Origin of the sequence: Halomonas sp. 11-S5, assembly GCF_029889825.1 — a bacterium.
Lineage (GTDB): Bacteria > Pseudomonadota > Gammaproteobacteria > Pseudomonadales > Halomonadaceae > Halomonas.
Genome location: NZ_JARANW010000026.1, coordinates 15,707 through 33,954 on the forward strand (window position 1 = coordinate 15,707; position 18,248 = coordinate 33,954).

At 69.1% G+C, this 18,248-nt stretch carries 13 protein-coding genes; 5 read left to right on the forward strand and 8 right to left on the reverse strand.

The genetic code is table 11. From position 1 onward, the window contains the following. Positions 1-65: 65 nt before the first annotated feature. Both OP497_RS14835 and OP497_RS14840 read right to left on the reverse strand, forming a co-directional pair. The gene (locus OP497_RS14835; protein WP_280549757.1) at positions 66-1,232 is read right to left on the reverse strand and encodes a phosphoglycerate kinase; all 1,167 of its coding nucleotides are present in this window, start codon (positions 1,230-1,232) and stop codon (positions 66-68) included. Between the two features lie 38 nt (positions 1,233-1,270). Beyond that, positions 1,271-2,335 (reverse strand): glyceraldehyde 3-phosphate dehydrogenase NAD-binding domain-containing protein, encoded by a 1,065-nt coding sequence (locus OP497_RS14840; RefSeq protein WP_280549758.1) that lies wholly within the window; start codon positions 2,333-2,335, stop codon positions 1,271-1,273. A 174-nt stretch (positions 2,336-2,509) separates the two neighbouring features. On the opposite strand from OP497_RS14840, the gene OP497_RS14845 reads away from it, so the two are divergent. Beyond that, complete coding sequence (locus tag OP497_RS14845; protein ID WP_280549760.1) at positions 2,510-3,562, forward strand: class I fructose-bisphosphate aldolase; 1,053 nt, start codon at positions 2,510-2,512, stop codon at positions 3,560-3,562. Positions 3,563-3,653: 91 nt separating this feature from the next. Here OP497_RS14845 and tkt read toward each other — a convergent pair whose 3' ends face one another. Beyond that, on the reverse strand, positions 3,654-5,660 hold the full coding sequence (gene tkt, locus OP497_RS14850; RefSeq protein ID WP_280549763.1) for a transketolase: 2,007 nt from the start codon (positions 5,658-5,660) through the stop codon (positions 3,654-3,656). 233 nt (positions 5,661-5,893) lie between these two features. Here tkt and metK point away from each other — a divergent pair, with 233 nt between their 5' ends. The 3 genes from metK (at position 5,894) to ahcY (ending at position 10,407) form a co-directional block, all read left to right on the forward strand. Continuing rightward, entirely contained in the window at positions 5,894-7,114 is a 1,221-nt protein-coding gene (gene metK, locus OP497_RS14855) for a methionine adenosyltransferase (protein WP_280549765.1), read from the forward strand. A 93-nt stretch (positions 7,115-7,207) separates the two neighbouring features. Further along, positions 7,208-8,890, forward strand: coding sequence for an NAD-dependent DNA ligase LigB (ligB, locus tag OP497_RS14860; protein ID WP_280549767.1), 1,683 nt, complete (start codon positions 7,208-7,210; stop codon positions 8,888-8,890). A 107-nt stretch (positions 8,891-8,997) separates the two neighbouring features. Continuing rightward, positions 8,998-10,407: an adenosylhomocysteinase gene (gene ahcY / locus OP497_RS14865; RefSeq protein ID WP_280549769.1), complete on the forward strand. Its 1,410-nt coding sequence runs from the start codon at positions 8,998-9,000 to the stop codon at positions 10,405-10,407. Positions 10,408-10,684: 277 nt separating this feature from the next. Here ahcY and OP497_RS14870 read toward each other — a convergent pair whose 3' ends face one another. Continuing rightward, on the reverse strand, positions 10,685-11,620 hold the full coding sequence (locus OP497_RS14870; RefSeq protein ID WP_280549771.1) for an AEC family transporter: 936 nt from the start codon (positions 11,618-11,620) through the stop codon (positions 10,685-10,687). A 140-nt stretch (positions 11,621-11,760) separates the two neighbouring features. On the opposite strand from OP497_RS14870, the gene metF reads away from it, so the two are divergent. Then, positions 11,761-12,609, forward strand: coding sequence for a methylenetetrahydrofolate reductase [NAD(P)H] (metF, locus tag OP497_RS14875; protein ID WP_280549773.1), 849 nt, complete (start codon positions 11,761-11,763; stop codon positions 12,607-12,609). 72 nt (positions 12,610-12,681) lie between these two features. On the opposite strand, the gene OP497_RS14880 is transcribed toward metF, so the two are convergent. The 4 genes from OP497_RS14880 to OP497_RS14895 all read right to left on the reverse strand — a co-directional run bounded on the left by OP497_RS14880 (position 12,682) and on the right by OP497_RS14895 (position 18,228). After that, a complete protein-coding gene (locus tag OP497_RS14880; protein ID WP_280549775.1) occupies positions 12,682-14,868 on the reverse strand; it encodes a TRAP transporter permease in 2,187 nt (728 codons plus the stop codon). A 93-nt stretch (positions 14,869-14,961) separates the two neighbouring features. After that, complete coding sequence (locus tag OP497_RS14885) at positions 14,962-15,948, reverse strand: TAXI family TRAP transporter solute-binding subunit (RefSeq protein ID WP_280549778.1); 987 nt, start codon at positions 15,946-15,948, stop codon at positions 14,962-14,964. 310 nt (positions 15,949-16,258) lie between these two features. Beyond that, on the reverse strand, positions 16,259-17,977 hold the full coding sequence (locus tag OP497_RS14890; protein ID WP_280549780.1) for a Na/Pi symporter: 1,719 nt from the start codon (positions 17,975-17,977) through the stop codon (positions 16,259-16,261). Between the two features lie 5 nt (positions 17,978-17,982). Then, entirely contained in the window at positions 17,983-18,228 is a 246-nt protein-coding gene (locus tag OP497_RS14895; RefSeq protein WP_280549782.1) for a YheV family putative zinc ribbon protein, read from the reverse strand. Between the last annotated feature and the right edge of the window lie 20 nt (positions 18,229-18,248).

The following is an 18,248-nucleotide window of genomic DNA, read 5'->3' on the forward strand; positions in this document are numbered from 1 at the left end:
AGGACGTCATGACGGCGCGGCCGTTGCGGCCGCGCCGGATAGTGGAGTTCGAGGGAGCGGGTGGCTCAGTGTGCGGCGGCGTCTTCCAGGGCCTTCACCGCCGGCAGGGTCTTGCCTTCCACGTATTCGAGGAAGGCGCCGCCGCCGGTGGAAATGTAGGAGACCTGGGCCTCGATGGCGTACTTGTCGATGGCCGCCAGGGTGTCGCCGCCGCCGGCGATGGAGAAGCCGTTGCTCTCGGCGATGGCCCGCGACAGCGCCTCGGTCCCCTTGCCGAACTGGTCGATCTCGAACACGCCCACCGGGCCGTTCCACAGGATGGTGCCGGCATCCTTGAGCAGGCCGCCCAGGCGGCCGGCGGTCTCCGGGCCGATGTCGAGGATCATCTCGTCGTCGGTCACCTGGTCGACCGGCTTGACCACGGCCTCGGCCGACTCGGAAACCTCGGTGGCCACCACCACATCAGAGGGCAGCGGAATCTCGACCCTCGCCATCAGCGCCTTGGCCTGGTCGACCAGGTCGGCCTCGTGCAGCGACTTGCCGACGTTGTAGCCGGCCGCGGCGATGAAGGTGTTGGCGATGCCGCCGCCGACGATCAGCTGATCGCAACGCTCCGAAAGCGCATTGAGGACCTCGAGCTTGGTGGAGACCTTGGAGCCGCCGACGATGGCGACCATGGGGCGTGCCGGGGTGGCGAGCGCCTTCTCCAGGGCGTCGAGCTCGGCGGCCAGCAGCGGGCCGGCACAGGCGGTGGGGGCGAAGCGCGCCACGCCATGGGTGGAGGCCTGGGCGCGGTGAGCGGTGCCGAAGGCATCCATCACGAAGACGTCGCAGAGCGCGGCGTACTGCCGGGCGAGCGCCTCGTCGTCCTTCTTCTCGCCCGAGTTGAAGCGCACGTTCTCCAGCAGCACCACCTCGCCGTCGGCGACCGTGACGTCACTGCCCAGGTAATCGGCGACCAGGCGTACCGGGCGGCCCAACAGCTCGCTCAGGTGTTCGGCCACCGGGGCCAGCGAGAACGCCTCGGCCGGCTCGCCCTCGGTGGGACGGCCCAGGTGGCTCATCAGCATCACCCGGGCGCCGCCGTCCAGGGCGGCCTGGATGGTTGGCAGGCTGGCCCGCAGGCGGGCGTCGCTGGTCACCTTGCCGTGCTTGACGGGCACGTTCAGGTCTTCGCGGATCAGCACGCGCTGGCCGTTGAGGTCGAGGTCGGTCATCTTGCGCACGTTCATGGGAGCAGGTTCCTCGTCTGGGGAAAGCCGAAGGGACGTCATCTGTCGGGGGTATCGGGCGGTGCCGGGGGCAGGGCGGCCAGGCGCCGGGCGACATCGAGCATCCGGTTGGCGAAGCCCCATTCGTTGTCGAACCAGCACAGCAGCTTGATCAGGCGGCCACCGGCCACCCGGGTCTGGGTGGCGTCCACGATACCCGAGCGCGGATCGTGGTTGAAGTCGACCGAGGCCACCGGCTCCTCGGTGTAGCCGAGCCGCCCGGCGAGGCGGTCACGGCTCGCCTCGCGCAGCAGGGCATTGACCGCCTCGGCCGTGGTGTCGCGGCGCACGCAGATCGACAGGTCCATGGCCGAGACGTTGATGGTCGGCACCCGCATGTGCAGGCACTCGAAGCGGCCGGCCAGGTGGGGCATCAGGCGGTTGATGCCGCGCGCCAGCCCGGTGTCCACCGGCACGATGGAGTGCATCGCCGAGCGGGTCAGGCGCAGGTCGGTCTGGTGGTAGGCGTCGATCACCGGCTGGTCGTTCATCGCCGAATGGATGGTGGTGGTCACGCCGTGTTCGATCTCGAGCGCCTCGTCGAGCACGGTGAGCACCGGCACCAGGCAGTGGGTGGTACAGGAGGCCGCGGAGATGATGCGGTGGTGCGCGGCCAGGGTATGGTCGTTGATGCCGCTGACGATGGTGGCATCGACGTCGCTCTCCGCGGGCTGGGAGAACAGCAGCCGGCCGGCGCCGGAGGCGAGATGGCGTTCGGCGGTGGTGCGGTCGCGAAAGCTGCCGGAGCACTCCAGCACCAAGTCGATGCCGAGCTCGGCCCAGGGCAGTCTCGCCGGGTCGGGCTCGCATAGCACCCGGATGGCCCGGCCGTTCACCACCAGACGCTCGCCCTCCACCGCCACGCTGCCGGGGAAGCGGCCATGGGTGGTGTCGTAGCGGGTCAGGTAGGCGATGGTGGCGAGGTCCGAGAGCTCGTTGATCGCCACGATCTCCAGCTGCGGTTCGTCGTGTGCGGGGTGGCGTGACGCCTCGCTCTCGACGAGGGCGCGCAGTACGCACTGGCCGATGCGGCCGTATCCGTTGATGGCGATGCGAAGGGCCATGGGGGGTGACAGGGACTCCGGAGCCGGGAAACACGAAGAGGCGATTCTAGCGCATTTGCGCCATCGACGTCTGCTCTGGCGAACTCGCCGGTTTTGCCAGCAGGGCGCCCGCTGGGTACGATTTTCCCCTACGCTGGGAAGTGCGCATTCACCGGTACCAAGGAGAGGAGTGAGATGAGCGATATCACCAAGCTGCTGGGCAGCGAGGCCGACACCCTGCTGGGACACGTCTGCCGTGGCGTGCCCGCCGAGACGATACACCCGCCCGGCCCGGACTTCGTTGACCGGGTGATGGCCCCGAGCGACCGTCGTCCCAACGTGCTGCGCAACATGCAGGCGCTCTTCGATCATGGCCGCCTGGCTGGCACCGGCTATCTCAGCATCCTGCCGGTGGACCAGGGCATCGAGCACTCGGCGGGGGCCTCCTTCGCGCCGAACCCGCGCTACTTCGACCCGGCCAACATCGTCGAGCTGGCCATCGAGGGCGGTTGCAACGCCGTGGCCTCGACCCTCGGCGGGCTGGCCGCCGTGGCGCGCCGCTACGCCCACCGGATACCGATGATCCTCAAGCTCAACCACAACGAGACGCTGAGCTACCCGGCGATCTATGACCAGACGCTGTTCGCCCAGGTCGAGCAGGCCTTCGAGATGGGCTGCGTGGCCGTGGGGGCGACCATCTACTTCGGCTCCCACGAGAGCCGTCGCCAGATCATGGAGATCAGCGAGGCCTTCGAGCGCGCCCACAAGCTGGGCATGGTCACGGTGCTCTGGGCCTACCTGCGTAACCCGGACTTCAAGAAGGACGGCACCGACTACCACGTGGCCGCCGACCTGACCGGCCAGGCCAACTACCTGGCGGCCACCCTCAAGGCCGATATCGTCAAGCAGAAGCTGCCCGAGACCAATGGCGGCTACCGCGACATCGGTTTCGGCCACACCCATGCCAAGGTCTACGACGAGCTGACCTCGGACCACCCCATCGACCTGACGCGCTACCAGGTGGCCAACTGCTACCTGGGCCGTGCCGGGCTGATCAACTCCGGCGGTGGCTCCAAGGGCGCCTCCGACCTCGGCGAGGCGGTGCGCACCGCGGTGATCAACAAGCGTGCCGGGGGCATGGGGCTGATCTCCGGGCGCAAGGCGTTCCAGAAGCCCATGGCCGAGGGCGTCGCGCTGCTCAACGCCATCCAGGACGTCTACCTGTCACCGGAAGTGACCCTCGCCTAACGCGATGGTGGCCACCAACGCAAGCGCGGGCCCGGCATCTGCCGGGCCCGCTTGCGTTCGGGACAGGGGGAGCGGCTATCGCCTGACGGGCTCAGTCCAGCAGGATTGAGGCCTCGGCAACCACGTGGTCCACGGTGAAGCCGAAGTGCTTGAACAGGTCGCCGGCCGGGGCGGACTCGCCGAAGGTGGTCATGCCGACGATCGCACCGTTCAGCCCCACGTACTTGTACCAGAAGTCGCGATGGCCGGCCTCGACGGCCAGGCGCGCGGTGACGGCGGCGGGCAGCACGGCCTCGCGATACTCGGCGTCCTGGCGGTCGAAGAGGTCGGTGGAGGGCATGGAGACCACGCGTACCGCGCGGCCCTGTTCCTCGAGCCGGGCCGCGGCGTCCATGGCCAGGCCGACCTCGGAGCCGGTGGCGATCAGGATAAGGTCAGGCGTCACCACCTTGTCCTTGAGGATACTCTCTTTCAATACGTACCCACCGCGCTGGATGTCGGCCAGTTGCTGCCGGCTGCGCGCCTGGTGCGGCAGGCTCTGGCGGGAGAAGACCAGGGCGGTGGGGCCGGAGCGACGCTTGATGGCAACGTCCCAGGCGGCGGCGGTCTCCACGCTGTCGCAGGGGCGCCAGGTGGCGAGGTTGGGGGTGGAGCGCAGGGTGGTCAGCTGCTCGATGGGCTGGTGGGTGGGGCCGTCCTCGCCCAGGCCGATGGAGTCGTGGGTGAAGACGTAGATCGTCTGTTGGCCCATCAACGCCGCCATGCGCAGGCTGTTGCGCATGTATTCCATGAAGATCAGGAAGGTGGCGCCATAGGGCACGAAGCCGCCGTGGACGGCGATGCCGTTCATGATGGCGCCCATGCCGAACTCGCGCACCCCGTAGTGCAGGTAGTTGCCCCCCGGCTCGGTGACGCTGATCGCCTGGGCGCCCTTCCAGAAGGTCAGGTTGGAGGGGGCCAGGTCGGCACTGCCGCCGAGCAGCTCGGGCATCTGGGGGCCGAGTTCGTCGAGGCAGGCCAGCGAGGCCTTGCGACTGGCCACGCTGTCGCCCTTGGCCTGGGCGGCCTCGATCATCGCCTCGCTGGTGATGCTGGTCGGCAGGTCGCCCTTGAGGCGGCGCTGGAATTCCCGGGCCAGCTCCGGGAAGGCCTCGGCGTAGCACGCGAAGCGCTCCTGCCAGGCGTCCTGGCGGGCCTGTCCGGCCTCGGCGGCATCCCAGCCCTGGTAGATCTCCTCGGGCACGTGGAAGGGAGCATGCGGCCAGCCGAGCTGCTTGCGGGCAGCGGCCACTTCCTCGTCGCCGAGCGCGGCGCCGTGGCACTCCTCCTTGCCCTGCTTGTTGGGGGCGCCGAAGCCGATGATGGTCTTGCAGATGATCAGGCTCGGCCGGTCATCGTGGCTGCGCGCCAGCTCGATGGCGGCCTTGACCTCCTCGGGCTGGTGCCCGTCGACGTTGGGCACCACGTGCCAGCCGTAAGCCTCGAAGCGCTTGGCGGTGTCGTCAGTGAACCAGCCCTCGACCTCGCCATCGATGGAGATGCCGTTGTCGTCGTAGAAGGTGATCAGCTTGCCCAGGCCCTGGGTGCCGGCCAGCGAGCCGACCTCGTGGGAGATGCCCTCCATCAGGCAGCCGTCGCCGACGAAGCAGTAGGTGTGGTGGTCGATGATGGTGTGGCCGGGGCGGTTGAACTGGGCCGCCAGGGTGCGCTCGGCCAGCGCCATGCCCACGGCGTTGGCCAGGCCCTGGCCCAGCGGGCCAGTGGTGGTCTCGACGCCCGGCGCATAGCCGTACTCCGGGTGACCGGCGGTCTTGGCGTGCAGCTGGCGGAAGTTCTGCAGCTCCTCGAGGCCGAGCTCGTAGCCGGTCAGGTGCAGCAGGGAGTAGAGCAGCATGGAGCCGTGGCCGTTGGAGAGCACGAAGCGGTCGCGATCGGGCCAGTGCGGGTCGGCCGGGTTGTGGACGAGGTAGTCGTTCCACAGCACCTCGGCGATGTCGGCCATGCCCATGGGGGCGCCGGGGTGGCCGGACTTGGCCTTCTGGACGGCATCCATGGACAGGGCGCGTATGGCATTGGCCAGTTCGAAACGGGACGGCATGGGAAGCTCCTCGCCTGCGGCAGAAAGTAGGCAACGACACGGACGGGCCAGGGGGGACTTGGCCGGACGTGACTTCTGGCTGGGTGACGCCGCGAGACGGGGCGTCGCGGTCGAATTTGGGCGTCTATTGTCGCCGACTTGCCGCCCTGCATCAAATCGTGGATGCCCGGGGGAGTCGCAGCGTGTAGACTTCGCGACTGCCTATTGCCGATACGAAGAGGGCCGAGGACGCCATGAGCGAATACTCTCTGTTCACCTCCGAGTCCGTGTCCGAAGGGCATCCGGACAAGATTGCCGACCAGATCTCCGATGCGGTGCTCGACGCCATCATCGCCCGCGACAAGAACGCCCGGGTGGCCTGCGAGACCCTGGTCAAGACCGGCGTGGCCATCGTCGCTGGCGAGATTACCACCTCGGCCTGGGTCGATCTGGAGGCGCTGGTGCGCGAGGTGATCACCGGCATCGGCTACACCTCCTCGGACGTCGGCTTCGACGGCGAGACCTGTGGCGTGCTCAACCTGATCGGCAAGCAGAGCGTGGACATCGCCCAGGGCGTCGACCGCACCAAGCCCGAGGACCAGGGCGCCGGCGACCAGGGCCTGATGTTCGGCTACGCCACCAACGAGACCGACGCCTACATGCCGGCGCCGATCCACTATGCGCACCGGCTGGTGGAGCGTCAGGCCGAGCTGCGCAAACATGGCCTGCTGCCCTGGCTGCGCCCCGACGCCAAGAGCCAGCTGACCTTCCGTTACGACGCGGCGGGCAAGCCCTGCGCCGTGGATGCCGTGGTGCTCTCCACCCAGCACGACCCGGAGATCGACCAGGAGGAGCTGCGCAAGATGGTGCGCCGCGAGATCATCGAGCAGGTGATCCCCGCCGAGTGGCTGACCGCGACCACCCAGTACCACATCAACCCCACCGGCAAGTTCGTGATCGGCGGCCCGGTGGGTGACTGCGGCCTGACCGGGCGCAAGATCATCGTCGACACCTACGGCGGCACCGCCCGCCACGGTGGCGGCGCCTTCTCCGGCAAGGACCCCTCCAAGGTCGACCGCAGCGCCGCCTATGCGGGCCGCTACGTGGCCAAGAACCTGGTCGCTGCCGGCCTGGCCGACAAGTGCGAGATCCAGGTCTCCTACGCCATCGGTGTGGCCGAGCCCACCTCGGTCTCCGTCAACACCTTCGGTACCGGCCGGGTGGACGACGCACGCATCATCGCGCTGGTGCGCGAGCACTTCGACCTGCGGCCCAACGCCATCACCCGCATGCTCGACCTGCTGCATCCCATGTACCAGCTGACCGCGGCCTACGGCCACTTCGGTCGCGAGCCCTTCGAGACCCGCTACCGCTGGACCGACACCCAGGGCCAGGCGCATACCGAGACCTTCACGGCCTTCCCCTGGGAGAAGATCGACCGCGCCCACGCCCTGCGCCAGGCCGCCGGCCTGTAGGATATCGCCTACAGGCGATGACAGGTCCCGCTGGCAGCGCCATGCGGGGCCTGCTGCTATGGTCAGGGCAGACATTGCGTGGGAGCTGCTGTGATGCCCCGTTACCTGGCCAGCTGGCTGCTGGCCCTTGCCATCGCGTTTATCCCGTCCCTGGCCATGGCCTGTCCCGACTGGTCCGGCGAGCGGGCCGAGCGCGAGCTTGCCGCCATGGCCGAGCGGCTGGCCGGGTGGGACGACGCCTATTACCGGCGGGGCGAGTCGCCGGTCTCCGATGATGTCTATGAGCAGGCCCGGGAGCGGCTCGCGGCCTGGCAGCGCTGCTTTCCCGGGCTGGACGTAGACGCCTCGCGCGACGACTCGCGGCCGGCCGGCCCGGTGCGCCATCCCGTTGCCCAGACCGGGCTCGCCAAGCTCGCCGACGAGGCCGCGGTGCGCCGCTGGCTGGCGCGCCGCGACGACGTCTGGGTGCAGCCCAAGGTGGACGGCGTGGCGGTGACCCTGGCCTATGAGCAGGGGCGTCTGGCGCGGGCGGTCAGCCGTGGGGACGGTCAGCATGGCCAGGACTGGACGGCGGCGGCCCGCCGCCTCCCGGCGATCCCCGCGCGGCTGCCGGAGGCCATCGATGTGGTCCTGCAGGGCGAGCTCCATCTGCGCCTGGCGGATCACGTCCAGGCCGAGGCGGGCACGGCCGGGGCACGCAGCGCGGTGGCCGGGCTGATGGCGCGCGATGCCCTGGAGGCCGACGCGGCGCGCCGCATCGGCCTGTTCGTCTGGGACTGGCCGGATGGTCCTCGAGACATGGGCGAGCGGCTCGAGGGGCTGAGGCGTTTGGGCTTCGGCGAGGCCGTTGCGCTGACCCGCCGGGTCGAGACCCTGGAAGAGGTGGCCGGGTGGCGGGAGCGCTGGTATCGCGGCCCGCTGCCCTTCGCCACGGATGGCGTGGTGCTGCGCCAGGGGAGCCGCCCGCCCGGGCAGGCGTGGCGGGCCGAGCCGCCGGGCTGGGCCGCGGCCTGGAAGCATCCGCCTCGGGAGGCGCTCGCCGAGGTGCGCGGCGTCGAGTTCCGCATCGGCCGTACCGGGCGCATCACGCCCTTGCTGCACCTGCATCCCGTCGCGCTGGCGGGCCGCACGATCCGCCGGGTCGGCCTGGGGTCGCTGGCGCGCTGGCGCGAGCTCGACATCCGTCCCGGCGACCAGGTGGTGATCGCCCTGGCCGGCCTGACGATTCCCCGGCTGGAGGCGGTGGCCTGGCGAGCCGCCGAGCGCCCGGCGATCGTCCCACCCGCGGCGGCTGACTACCACGCCTTGAGCTGCTTCCGGCCGCTGCCGGACTGCGAGGCGCAGTTCCTCGAGCGCCTGGCCTGGCTGGGCGGCCCGCAGGGGCTCGACCTGCCCGGCGTGGGGCCGGGCACCTGGCAGTCGCTGGTCGAGGCGGGGCTGGTCACCGGCCTGCTCGACTGGCTGGCCCTGGACGAACGGGCGTTGCGCCGCGCCCACGGCATCGGCGAGGTTCGTGCCGGGGCCCTGAGGGCTGCCTTCGAGACCACGCGGGCGGCAGCGTTTCCCCGCTGGCTGCAGGCGCTGGGGGCGCCGCCTGGCGTCGAGGCCGCTCTGCCGGCAGATTGGGTGACCCTGATCGGCTACGACCGCAGCGCCTGGTCGGCGTTGCCCGGGGTGGGCGCCGGTCGCGCCACGGCGCTGGTCGACTTCTTCGCCCATCCCGAGGTGCGGGCCCTGGCGCGGCGGCTGGGCGAGGCCGGCATCGACGGCTTCTAGGCACGCGCCTGCGTTGGTTGTCCGGGGTTGGGCTCACTGCCTATAGTGAGGATCAAGCTTTTCGTCCTGAACACATGCTTTTCGTCCTGAACAAGAGGTGCTGCACGATGAACCACCCCGCCGTTTCCGCGCCCGTGGCCACCGACTGCAAGGTCGCCGATCTCTCCCTCGCCGCCTGGGGACGTCGCGAGATCCGCATCGCCGAGACCGAGATGCCGGCCCTGATGACGATCCGCGACAAGTACCGCGCCGCGCAGCCGCTGGCCGGCGCGCGTATCGCTGGCTGCATCCACATGACCATCCAGACGGCGGTGCTGATCGAGACGCTGATCGATCTGGGGGCCAGCGTGCGCTGGTCGTCCTGCAACATCTTCTCCACCCAGGACCATGCGGCGGCCGCCATCGCCGCCGCGGGCATCCCGGTGTTCGCCTGGAAGGGCGAGAGCGAGGAGGCGTTCTGGTGGTGCATCGAGCAGACGGTGGCGGGCCCCGACGGCTGGACCCCCAACCTGGTGCTGGATGACGGCGGTGACCTGACGGCGCTGCTCCACGAGAAGCGCCCCGAGCTGCTGGACGCCATCCACGGCATCAGCGAGGAGACCACCACCGGGGTGCATCGCCTGCAGGAGATGCTGCGCGACGGCCTGCTCAAGGTGCCGGCGATCAACGTCAACGATGCCGTTACCAAGTCGAAGAACGACAACAAGTACGGCTGCCGCCACTCGCTCAACGATGCCATCAAGCGTGCCACCGACCATCTGCTGGCCGGCAAGCAGGCACTGGTGGTGGGCTATGGCGACGTGGGCAAGGGTTCGGCCGCCTCGCTGCGCCAGGAAGGCATGATCGTGCGCATCGTGGAGATCGACCCGATCTGCGCCATGCAGGCCTGCATGGACGGCTTCGAGGTGGTCTCGCCCTACCGGGCGGGCCTCAACCGCGGCCTGGAGAGCCTCGACGGTGAGCTGCTCGCGCGGGTCGACCTGGTGGTGACCGCCACCGGTAACATCCATGCCTGCGATGCCGCCATGCTCCAGGCGCTCAAGCCGGGTGCGGTGGTCTGCAACATCGGCCACTTCGACAGCGAGATCGATACCGCCTACATGCGTCGTCACTGGCACTGGGAGGAGGTGAAGCCCCAGGTGCACCAGATCTACCGGGACAGCAAACCGGGAAGCTTCGACCCCGACAGTCGCGACTACCTGATCCTGCTCTCCGAGGGTCGCTTGGTGAATCTGGGTAACGCCACCGGCCACCCCTCCCGGGTGATGGATGGCTCCTTCGCCAACCAGGTGCTGGCGCAGATCCACCTCTTCGATGGCCGCTTCGCCGAGCTGCCCGAGGGCGATCGGCGTGACGCCCTCGGCGTGACGGTGCTGCCGCGCCACCTCGACGAGGAGGTGGCCCGCTACATGGTGCAGGGCTTCGGCGGGGTGGTCACGCGCCTGACCGAGGAGCAGGCCGACTACACCGGCGTCGCCGTCGACGGCCCCTACAAGCCGGATGCCTATCGTTACTAACGCTATGTTGCTGGGCAGGGCTATCGCAAATAGATCGATCGCTCAAGGCTGATCCGGCGGTAAGCCCCGGGGTGCCGGACCATCGAGGAGGCGCTGTGAATACCTCCCTGTAAGCTACCGACGCCCTGCTTCGCTCTCGCATCCTGCTCCGCTTGCAGGGCCAGTGCTGGCCATCCATGGCCAGCCCGTTCGGAGGGATCCTCCTCACCCCTGGCGTAGGACCTCCTCTTCGGCCTGCCCCCGGCGCCTCTCGCTGTGCGTGATCAGGAGAGCTCAGTCACAGCCCGGCCAGTTGCATCATCAGCGTCAGGTAGAGCGGGATCAGCAGCGGCGCGGCCAGGGTGGTGATCAGCACCGCCAGGGCGCCCTTCTCCGGGGCGATGCCGAGCTCCATGGCCACCACCACCACGTTGGCGGCCATGGGCACCACGCCGATCAGCAGCAGCGCCAGGGCGAGTTCGCCCGAGAGCGGGATGAGTGCCTGCAGGCCCAGCACCCCGGCCAGCGACAGCAGTGGCCAGAGGCCATAGCGGATCGCCACGCAGGCGCCAATGAAACGCAGATCGAACTCCCGTACGCTGACCCGTCCCAGGGTCATGCCGATGATCATCATGCCGAGCAGGGTGTAGGTCGCCGGGAAGGCGGCCAGCCCCTGCATCACCGCGTCTGGCACCCCGAGCCCTAAGCCGCTTACCAGCAGGGCGGCGAGGAAGGCGTAGATCAGCGGCAGCCGGGCGATCTTGACCAGGCTCTGGCGCACCGAAAACTGCCCCCGGGCGCTCAAGTAGAAGCCCACCGTGAACTCGTAGAGGGTCACCCCCAGCACGCCGAAGAGATACAGCGTCACCCCCTGGGGCGGCAGCAGCACCAGGGCCACCGGCAGGCCGAAGTAGCCGGTGTTGCCGGTGCCGGAGGAGAAGGCCAGCAGGGCGCTCTCCGGTGGGGCGAAGCCCCGCCTTGCCAGCCGGTGGACGACCACGGCGATCAGGCTGGCCACCGTGAAGAGCGCCGCGGTGAGCAGCAGGTAGCCGGGCGTGGGGCCGCCCTGGACCAGCCCGCGGAAGAAGGTCAGCGGGGCGACCAGGTAGATCAGCAGAGTGGCGACGGGACGCGGGTCCACCGACAGCCGGCGGGCGGCCAGCCAGCCCAGGCCGATATAGGCGAGCAGGGTCCAGAGCGGGCCCATCAGGGTGCCGGGGTCGATCGGGGTCATGTCCTTCCTTGGGTCCTGGCGGCCGTGGGACCGCTTCTGCATGAACAGGATTGATGTGGCGTCGCGTATCTTTCATTGGTCGGCAGCACAGCCAGCCGTCAGAATAGCCGCAATATGCATCATTTTCATGAGGTAAGCCGATGAGCACGCAGGAACACCCGCTGGGGATCAGCTTCGAGTTCTTTCCGCCCAACACCGACGCCGGGCGCGAGAAGCTGGTCGGCGTTCGCGATGCCCTGGCCAGCCGCGCGCCGCGCTTCTTCTCGGTCACCTACGGTGCCGGGGGCTCCACCCAGGACCGCACCCTGAACACCGTGCGGATGGTGCGCGAGTCCGGTTTCACCACCGCGCCACACCTTTCCTGCATCGGCAGCGACAAGGGCGCGCTGCGCGAGCTGCTCTCGCGCTACCGGGAGGAGGGGATCGACAGCCTGGTGGCCCTGCGCGGCGACCTGCCCTCCGGCATGGGCGGGGGCGGCATCGGCCAGCTGCGCTACGCCAACGAGCTGGTCGAGTTCATCCGCGAGGAGACCGGCGACCACTTCGAGATCGCCGTGGCCGCCTACCCGGAGTCCCATCCCCAGGCGTCGAACCTCGAGCAGGACCTGTCGAACTTCGCCCGCAAGATGAAGGCCGGGGCCGACATCGCCATCACCCAGTACTTCTTCAGCGCCGAGGCCTACTTCCACTTCGTCGAGCGGGCTCGTGCCCTGGGTGTCGAGGCGCCCATCGTGCCGGGCATCATGCCGATCACCAACTACACCAAGCTGGCGCGCTTCTCGGATGCCTGCGGGGCCGAGATCCCGCGCTGGATCCGCAAGCAGCTCGAGAGCTATGGCGACGACAGCGAGGCCATCGGTGCCTTCGGCGAGGAGGTGATCTCGCGGCTCTGCCAGCGGTTGCTCGATGGCGGCGCCCCGGGCCTGCATTTCTATACGCTGAATCAGTCGACCCCCTGCCTGCGTATCCTCGACAACATCACCGGTTGACGCGGCCTTCGCCGCAACGCAACGGGCCCCGCCAATGACGGGGCCCGTTGCGTTCCAGGGGAGGCGTCGCGCTCAGCCGGCGGGAACGGCCTTGCCCCTTCCGCCATGGCGGCCGCGCTGCATCATGAACATCAGCGCGCCGATGGCGAGGCCCGCGATGTCGGAATAGATGCCGCCGTAGATCATGAACAGCGCCCCGAGCAGCATCACCAGGCGCTGCCAGGTCTTGACCGGCCCGAAGAACCAGGCCTGGACGGTGGCCGACAGCAGCACGATGCCCAGGGTGGCGGTCACGCCCACGCGCAGGATCTGCATCCAGCTGCCCTCCATCAGCATGGCGGGGCTGTAGAAGAACATGAAGGGCACGATGAAGGCCGCCAGGCCGATCTTGAACGAGGCCACCGAGGTGCCCATGGCGTTGTCGCCCGAGATACCCGCCGCCGCATAGGAGGCCAGGGCCACCGGCGGGGTGATCGCCGAGACCACCGCAAAGTAGAACACGAAGAAGTGCGCCACCAGCGGCTGGATACCGATGTTGATCAGGCCCGGGGCGACCACCGAGGCGGCCACCGCGTAGGCGGCGGTCGTCGGCATGCCCATGCCCAGCAGGATCGAGATGCACATGGCGAAGAACAGCGCCAGCAGCTGGCTGACCCCGGCCAGGCCGAGCAGCAGCGAGGAGAAGCGCGCGCCGACCCCGGTCAGCGAGATCACGCCGACGATCAGACCGGCGCAGGCGCACACGGCGATGATCTGAATGGCCATGGTGCCGGCCAGCTGCAGGGCCCTGAGGATGGCGGGGATGCCCATCTTGTGGGGCGAGAACCAGCTCACCACGGCCGCCGAGGCGGTGGCCAGGGTGCCGGCGCGGATCACCGAGTAGCCCATGAACAGCGCGGCGATCAGGATGATGATCGGTGCGAACAGGTAGACTTGCTTGACCAGCTTCGAGAACAGCGGGATCTCGTCCTTGCGCATGCCGCGCATGCCCGTGCGGGCCGCCTCGAAGTCCACCATGAAGTAGATCGAGGCGAAGTAGAGGATGGCGGGAATCAGCGCCGCCACGGCGATATCGGTGTAGGGGATGCCGGTGATCTCGGCCATGATGAAGGCGCCCGCGCCCATGATCGGCGGCATGATCTGCCCGCCGGTGGAGGCTGCAGCCTCGATGGCGCCGGCACTGCGGGCCGGATAGCCCACCTTCTTCATCAGCGGGATGGTCAGCGAGCCGGTGGAGACCACGTTGCCGGCGCTGGTGCCGTTGATCATGCCCATCAGGCCGGAGGCGAAGATCGATACCTTGGCGGGGCCGCCGCGGGCCCGGCCGGCGGCGGCGAAGGCGAAGTTGACGAAGTAGTCGCCCACCTTCGAGGCCTGCAGGAAGGCGGCGAAGATGATGAACAGGATGATGTAGGTCGAGGAGACGGCGGTGGTCGGCCCGAGGATGCCGGCGTCGGTGTAGACCTGGCTGAAGAAGCGGCCCACCGAGAGCCCGGGATAGCCCAGGAAGCCCGGCAGGTAGGGGCCAGCGAAGACGTAGAGCAGGAAGATGGCGGAGATCACCACCAGCGCCAGGCCGGCGACGCGGCGGGTCAGCTCGAGGATCAGCAGCGAGCCGGCGATGGCCGCGTAGGAGATGCCCATGGGCGCGAAGGAGGTGCCGGTGGAGGCGCGCAGCGGGCTGTTGAACATCACCAGCAGGTAGCCGGCCACGGCCAGGGCGCAGACCATCAGCACCAGGTCGGCCGGTGAGAGGCGGTCGCGGAACTGACGATAGCTCCAGGAGAGCAGGATGCCGGCCGCGGTGGCCAGTATCAGCGGATAACCGAAGTGCCAGGCCTCGATCTGCGGGGCGATGCGCATGGCGCCACCACTCATCGCCTGGTACATCATCACCACCCGCACCAGGGCGTAGAGGGCGGGGATGAGCATGGCGTAGCTCACCCAGGCGAACCAGACGGGGGAGCGACGATGGGTCTCGTCGGCGAAGCGGGTGCCGGCGTAGAGGCCGAAGCCGAGAACCAGGGCACCGGCGATGTGCACGATGCGAAACGACCAGGTCTCCAGCGGATAGACGTTCAGCGAGATCAGGTGAAAGCTGGAATAGACGATGGCCAGGGCACCGAAGAGCAGCCACTGCCCGCCGGTATAGAGTCGCCGGTTGGACTCCACGGCGGCGTCGTCGACGCCCTCGGCGTTGACCGTCTCGACGACGTCGTCATGCGGCGTGTCGTCACGGGATTCGGGGGTATGGGACATGGAAAGCACCCTAGAGGGGTTGTCGGAGGGGCACGGAAACGGCCCCCCGCCGGGCCCACTGTGGCCGTGGCGGGAGGCGGTCGGGTCAACGGATCAGAGCTTCAGGTCGTCCGGGATCTCGTAGCCGTTCTCCTCGTACCAGCGCACGGCACCCGGGTGGAACGGCAGTACCTTGTTGTACTTGATGTTCTCCGGGATGCTGGTGGCGGCGCTGCGGTGGACGTTGCGCATGCGGTCGTTGTTTTCCATGCTCAGCTTGGTGACATCATAGACGAAGTCCTCTGGCAGGTCACAGCCGGCGATGGTGAAGTTCCACATGGAAACGGCGCGGGCATCCTCCTCGAGGGTCTGGTAGGTGCTGGCCGGGATCTGGAACTCGGAGACCGGGAAGCTCTCGAGCACCGTCTGCTGCTCCTCCTCGGTGAACTCGATGATGTTGACGTCGGTCTGCACCTCGAGCTGGCTGACGGCGGGGATCGGGATGCCGGCGGCGAAGGCGATGACGTCGATCAGGCCGTCCTGCAGCTGGCCGCCCAGGTCGGACCAGCCACCGTTGCGGCGGTCGAAGTCCACGCCCAGGGTCTCGAGCATGGCCGGGAAGTAGGTGTCGGAGGTGGAGGCCGCCGGGCCGAAGCCGATGCGGGCGCCGTCCGGGATGTCGGAGATCGACTCGATGCCGCTGCCCTCCAGCGCCGTGATCGAGAAGGGGGTCTCGTACATCGGGAACAGCGCACAGACGTTGTCCATGGGCAAGCCCGGGGCGAGCGGGCTCTCGCCGGCCAGGGCCTCGGCGGCCGGTCCCATGGTGGTCAGGCCGAGGGCGACGTCGCCGCCATGCACCAGTGCCATGTTCTGGGTCGGGCCGCCGGTGACCTCGCCGCCGCCGGAGAGGCCCAGCTCGTCGGCGATCAGGTTGGCCCAGCCGGAGCCGTAGACGAAGTAGGTGCCGCCCTGGCTGGCGGTGCCCACGGTGAAGCTTTCGGGCCAGTCGCTGCGGTCCGTCTGGGCCGAGGCCGAGGCGGCGACCAGCAGGGAGCCGGCCAGAGTGCCGGCGAGGATCCGTGAGGTTGCGTTGCGCATGGCGTATCTCCTGTATGCGGTTGTGCTCTTGTCATTTGCCCGGGCCGTCTTGCCCCGGGGCTGCATGCCATCTCCCCCCAGTGTGGTCATCGGCTGTGGGACCTGCCGTGAGCCAGGGCGGGGTGGCATCAACGCCTATCACAAAGCAATGGCCATGCCTGCTTATTGAAATATCCGGTATTTCATATGGTTGCAAGAAGTTCATTCGACCTTGGTCGAGGTGGGGATGGCGGGGTGGGGCCGGGATCCCGCACGGGACGGGGCTGGTGGTGTGCGGATTCCCGCACGGCGCCTCGCGCCAGGCGCGCCGTCAGGCGTCGGCGTCGTGCGGCGAGGTCAGGGCGGCCGTCAGTCGGCTGGCCTGGTGGAGGTCGTTCATCAGCGAGGAGGCCAGCCAGGGATCGAGGCGATGCTGGCGCAACCGTTCGGCCAGCTCGTGCTGCCAGTGGCGACGGACCTCTTCCAGGGGCGCCTCGATGTCGCGGGCTCCCGGGGCGTTGGCCAGGCGGTTGAGGCCCTCGGCGAGGGCCATGCGCAGGTCATCGTGGGCCTCGCGAAGGGGGCTCCCCGGTGCGGCGTGGCGCAGCAGGCTGCGCTGCAGCACCTCGCCGAAGCGCACCGCCTCGACCAGGCGCAGGGTGCGGGCATAGAGGGTCTCCAGGCGTGCCTCCTGGGCCGCGGTGAGGGGCGTGTCGATGCGCGAGTAGAAGTCGAGGATCTCCGCCATCAGCGGCTTGATCTGCTCGTGGTAGCGCACGTTCACCAGCGGCCACTCCTCGGGGACGATGGGCGCCTCGATCACGGCCCGGCTGGGCGGGTGGCCGATCGCCTCGGCGCTGGGCACCAGGATGGCCGAGGCGAGCAGGTGGTAGGTGCGCCGGTCGAGCCGTCGGCACTCCTGCTCGATGGCCGCGAGGGCCGTGTCGGCGTGCTGCAGGGCGTTGGTCTCCAGGTAGCGCGCCTGGGCCGGGGAGACTCTCGCCGGCTCGGGGAAGAGCCGCTCCAGGCCGCCGGCCAGCCGCGGGATCCAGGGCAGCATCAGCAGGATGCCCAGGCCGTTGAAGAGAGTATGGAAGAGCGCCAGCTTGAGCGGCCAGGCGGTGGCCGCCAGGTCCACCAGTGCGGCGAGCCGGTCCACCAGCGCGGCCAGCGGCAGCAGCAGGGCCAGGGCCACGGCCGCCGTGACCAGGTTGAAGATCACGTGGGCCCCGGCCAGCCGCCGGCCGGCCGTGCTGGCGCCGAAGGCACCGATCACCGCGGTCACGGTGGTGCCGATGTTGGCGCCGATGGCGATGGCCAGGGCCGGCAGGTAGGGCAGCTGGCCGGAGGCCAGCGCCGTGAGGATGATCAGCAGGGTGGCGTGGCTGGACTGCATGACCACGGTGGCCATGACGCCGAACAGCACCAGCAGCGGCCAGTGCCAGAGGCGCTCGCCAGCCAGGCCGTCCAGGGAGAGGTCATCCTGCCAGGTCTCGAAGCCCAGCTTCATGAAGTCGATGCCCAGCAACAGCAGGCCCACGCCGAGCAGCAGACCGGCGATGCCGGCGCGACTGCCCTGCAGCAGCCGCGAGCCCAGCAACCCTAGCGCCAGCAGCGGCATCGCATACTGGGCGAGGTCGGCCTTGAGGCCGAACCCGGCGATCAGCCAGGCGCCGGTGGTGGTGCCGAGGTTGGCCCCGAACAGCAGCGCGATGCCGGCGGGCAGGGCCACCAGGCCGGCGCCCACGAAGGACATGGCCAGCAGGGTCACCAGCGAGCTGGACTGGACCAGCGCGGTCGCCAGGGCGCCCACAGCGATGGCCCGCGAGGTGCGGCGGGTGGCGGCGTGCAGCCAGCGGTCCAGGGTACCGCCGGAGAGGCGCTTGATGGCCTCCTCCAGGTGGGTCATGCCCCACAGGAAGAGTCCCAGCCCGGCGGCCAGGGTGGCGAGGTCCAGCCGGGCGACCAGCAGCGCCGCCGCCGCCGCGAGCCCCAGCAGCTCGAGCAGGCGGCGCTGCGGCAGCAGGGTGACGGCCGTTCCCTGGCCCATGGGCGTCAGTGCCCTTTCGGGTCGAGGATCTTCACGGTCTGCAGGTCGCTGCGAGCCTGCTCCTCGCGTTCGCGATTGACCCGGGTCTCGAGCTCCGGCAGGGCCTCGTCCTCGATGGGCAACTGCTCGAAGAAGTCACAGCTGACGCAGTCGCGGTAGCGGATGCCGTTCTGCTCCCAGGCGCGGATACGGTCCATCTCGGCGCAGCGCGGGCAGATGGCCCCGGCGATAAAGCGTTTGGTTACGGTCATGTCATCTCCACGATTCCACG

What these genes read in the sequence shown, in the direction of transcription:
- OP497_RS14835 (WP_280549757.1), bottom strand. Translation starts at nt 1,232, where the DNA reads ATGAACGTGCGCAAGATGACCGACCTCGACCTCAACGGCCAGCGCGTG.
- OP497_RS14840 (WP_280549758.1), bottom strand. Translation starts at nt 2,335, where the DNA reads ATGGCCCTTCGCATCGCCATCAACGGATACGGCCGCATCGGCCAGTGC.
- OP497_RS14845 (WP_280549760.1), top strand. Translation starts at nt 2,510, where the DNA reads ATGAGCGATATCACCAAGCTGCTGGGCAGCGAGGCCGACACCCTGCTG.
- tkt (WP_280549763.1), bottom strand. Translation starts at nt 5,660, where the DNA reads ATGCCGTCCCGTTTCGAACTGGCCAATGCCATACGCGCCCTGTCCATG.
- metK (WP_280549765.1), top strand. Translation starts at nt 5,894, where the DNA reads ATGAGCGAATACTCTCTGTTCACCTCCGAGTCCGTGTCCGAAGGGCAT.
- ligB (WP_280549767.1), top strand. Translation starts at nt 7,208, where the DNA reads ATGCCCCGTTACCTGGCCAGCTGGCTGCTGGCCCTTGCCATCGCGTTT.
- ahcY (WP_280549769.1), top strand. Translation starts at nt 8,998, where the DNA reads ATGAACCACCCCGCCGTTTCCGCGCCCGTGGCCACCGACTGCAAGGTC.
- OP497_RS14870 (WP_280549771.1), bottom strand. Translation starts at nt 11,620, where the DNA reads ATGACCCCGATCGACCCCGGCACCCTGATGGGCCCGCTCTGGACCCTG.
- metF (WP_280549773.1), top strand. Translation starts at nt 11,761, where the DNA reads ATGAGCACGCAGGAACACCCGCTGGGGATCAGCTTCGAGTTCTTTCCG.
- OP497_RS14880 (WP_280549775.1), bottom strand. Translation starts at nt 14,868, where the DNA reads ATGTCCCATACCCCCGAATCCCGTGACGACACGCCGCATGACGACGTC.
- OP497_RS14885 (WP_280549778.1), bottom strand. Translation starts at nt 15,948, where the DNA reads ATGCGCAACGCAACCTCACGGATCCTCGCCGGCACTCTGGCCGGCTCC.
- OP497_RS14890 (WP_280549780.1), bottom strand. Translation starts at nt 17,977, where the DNA reads ATGGGCCAGGGAACGGCCGTCACCCTGCTGCCGCAGCGCCGCCTGCTC.
- OP497_RS14895 (WP_280549782.1), bottom strand. Translation starts at nt 18,228, where the DNA reads ATGACCGTAACCAAACGCTTTATCGCCGGGGCCATCTGCCCGCGCTGC.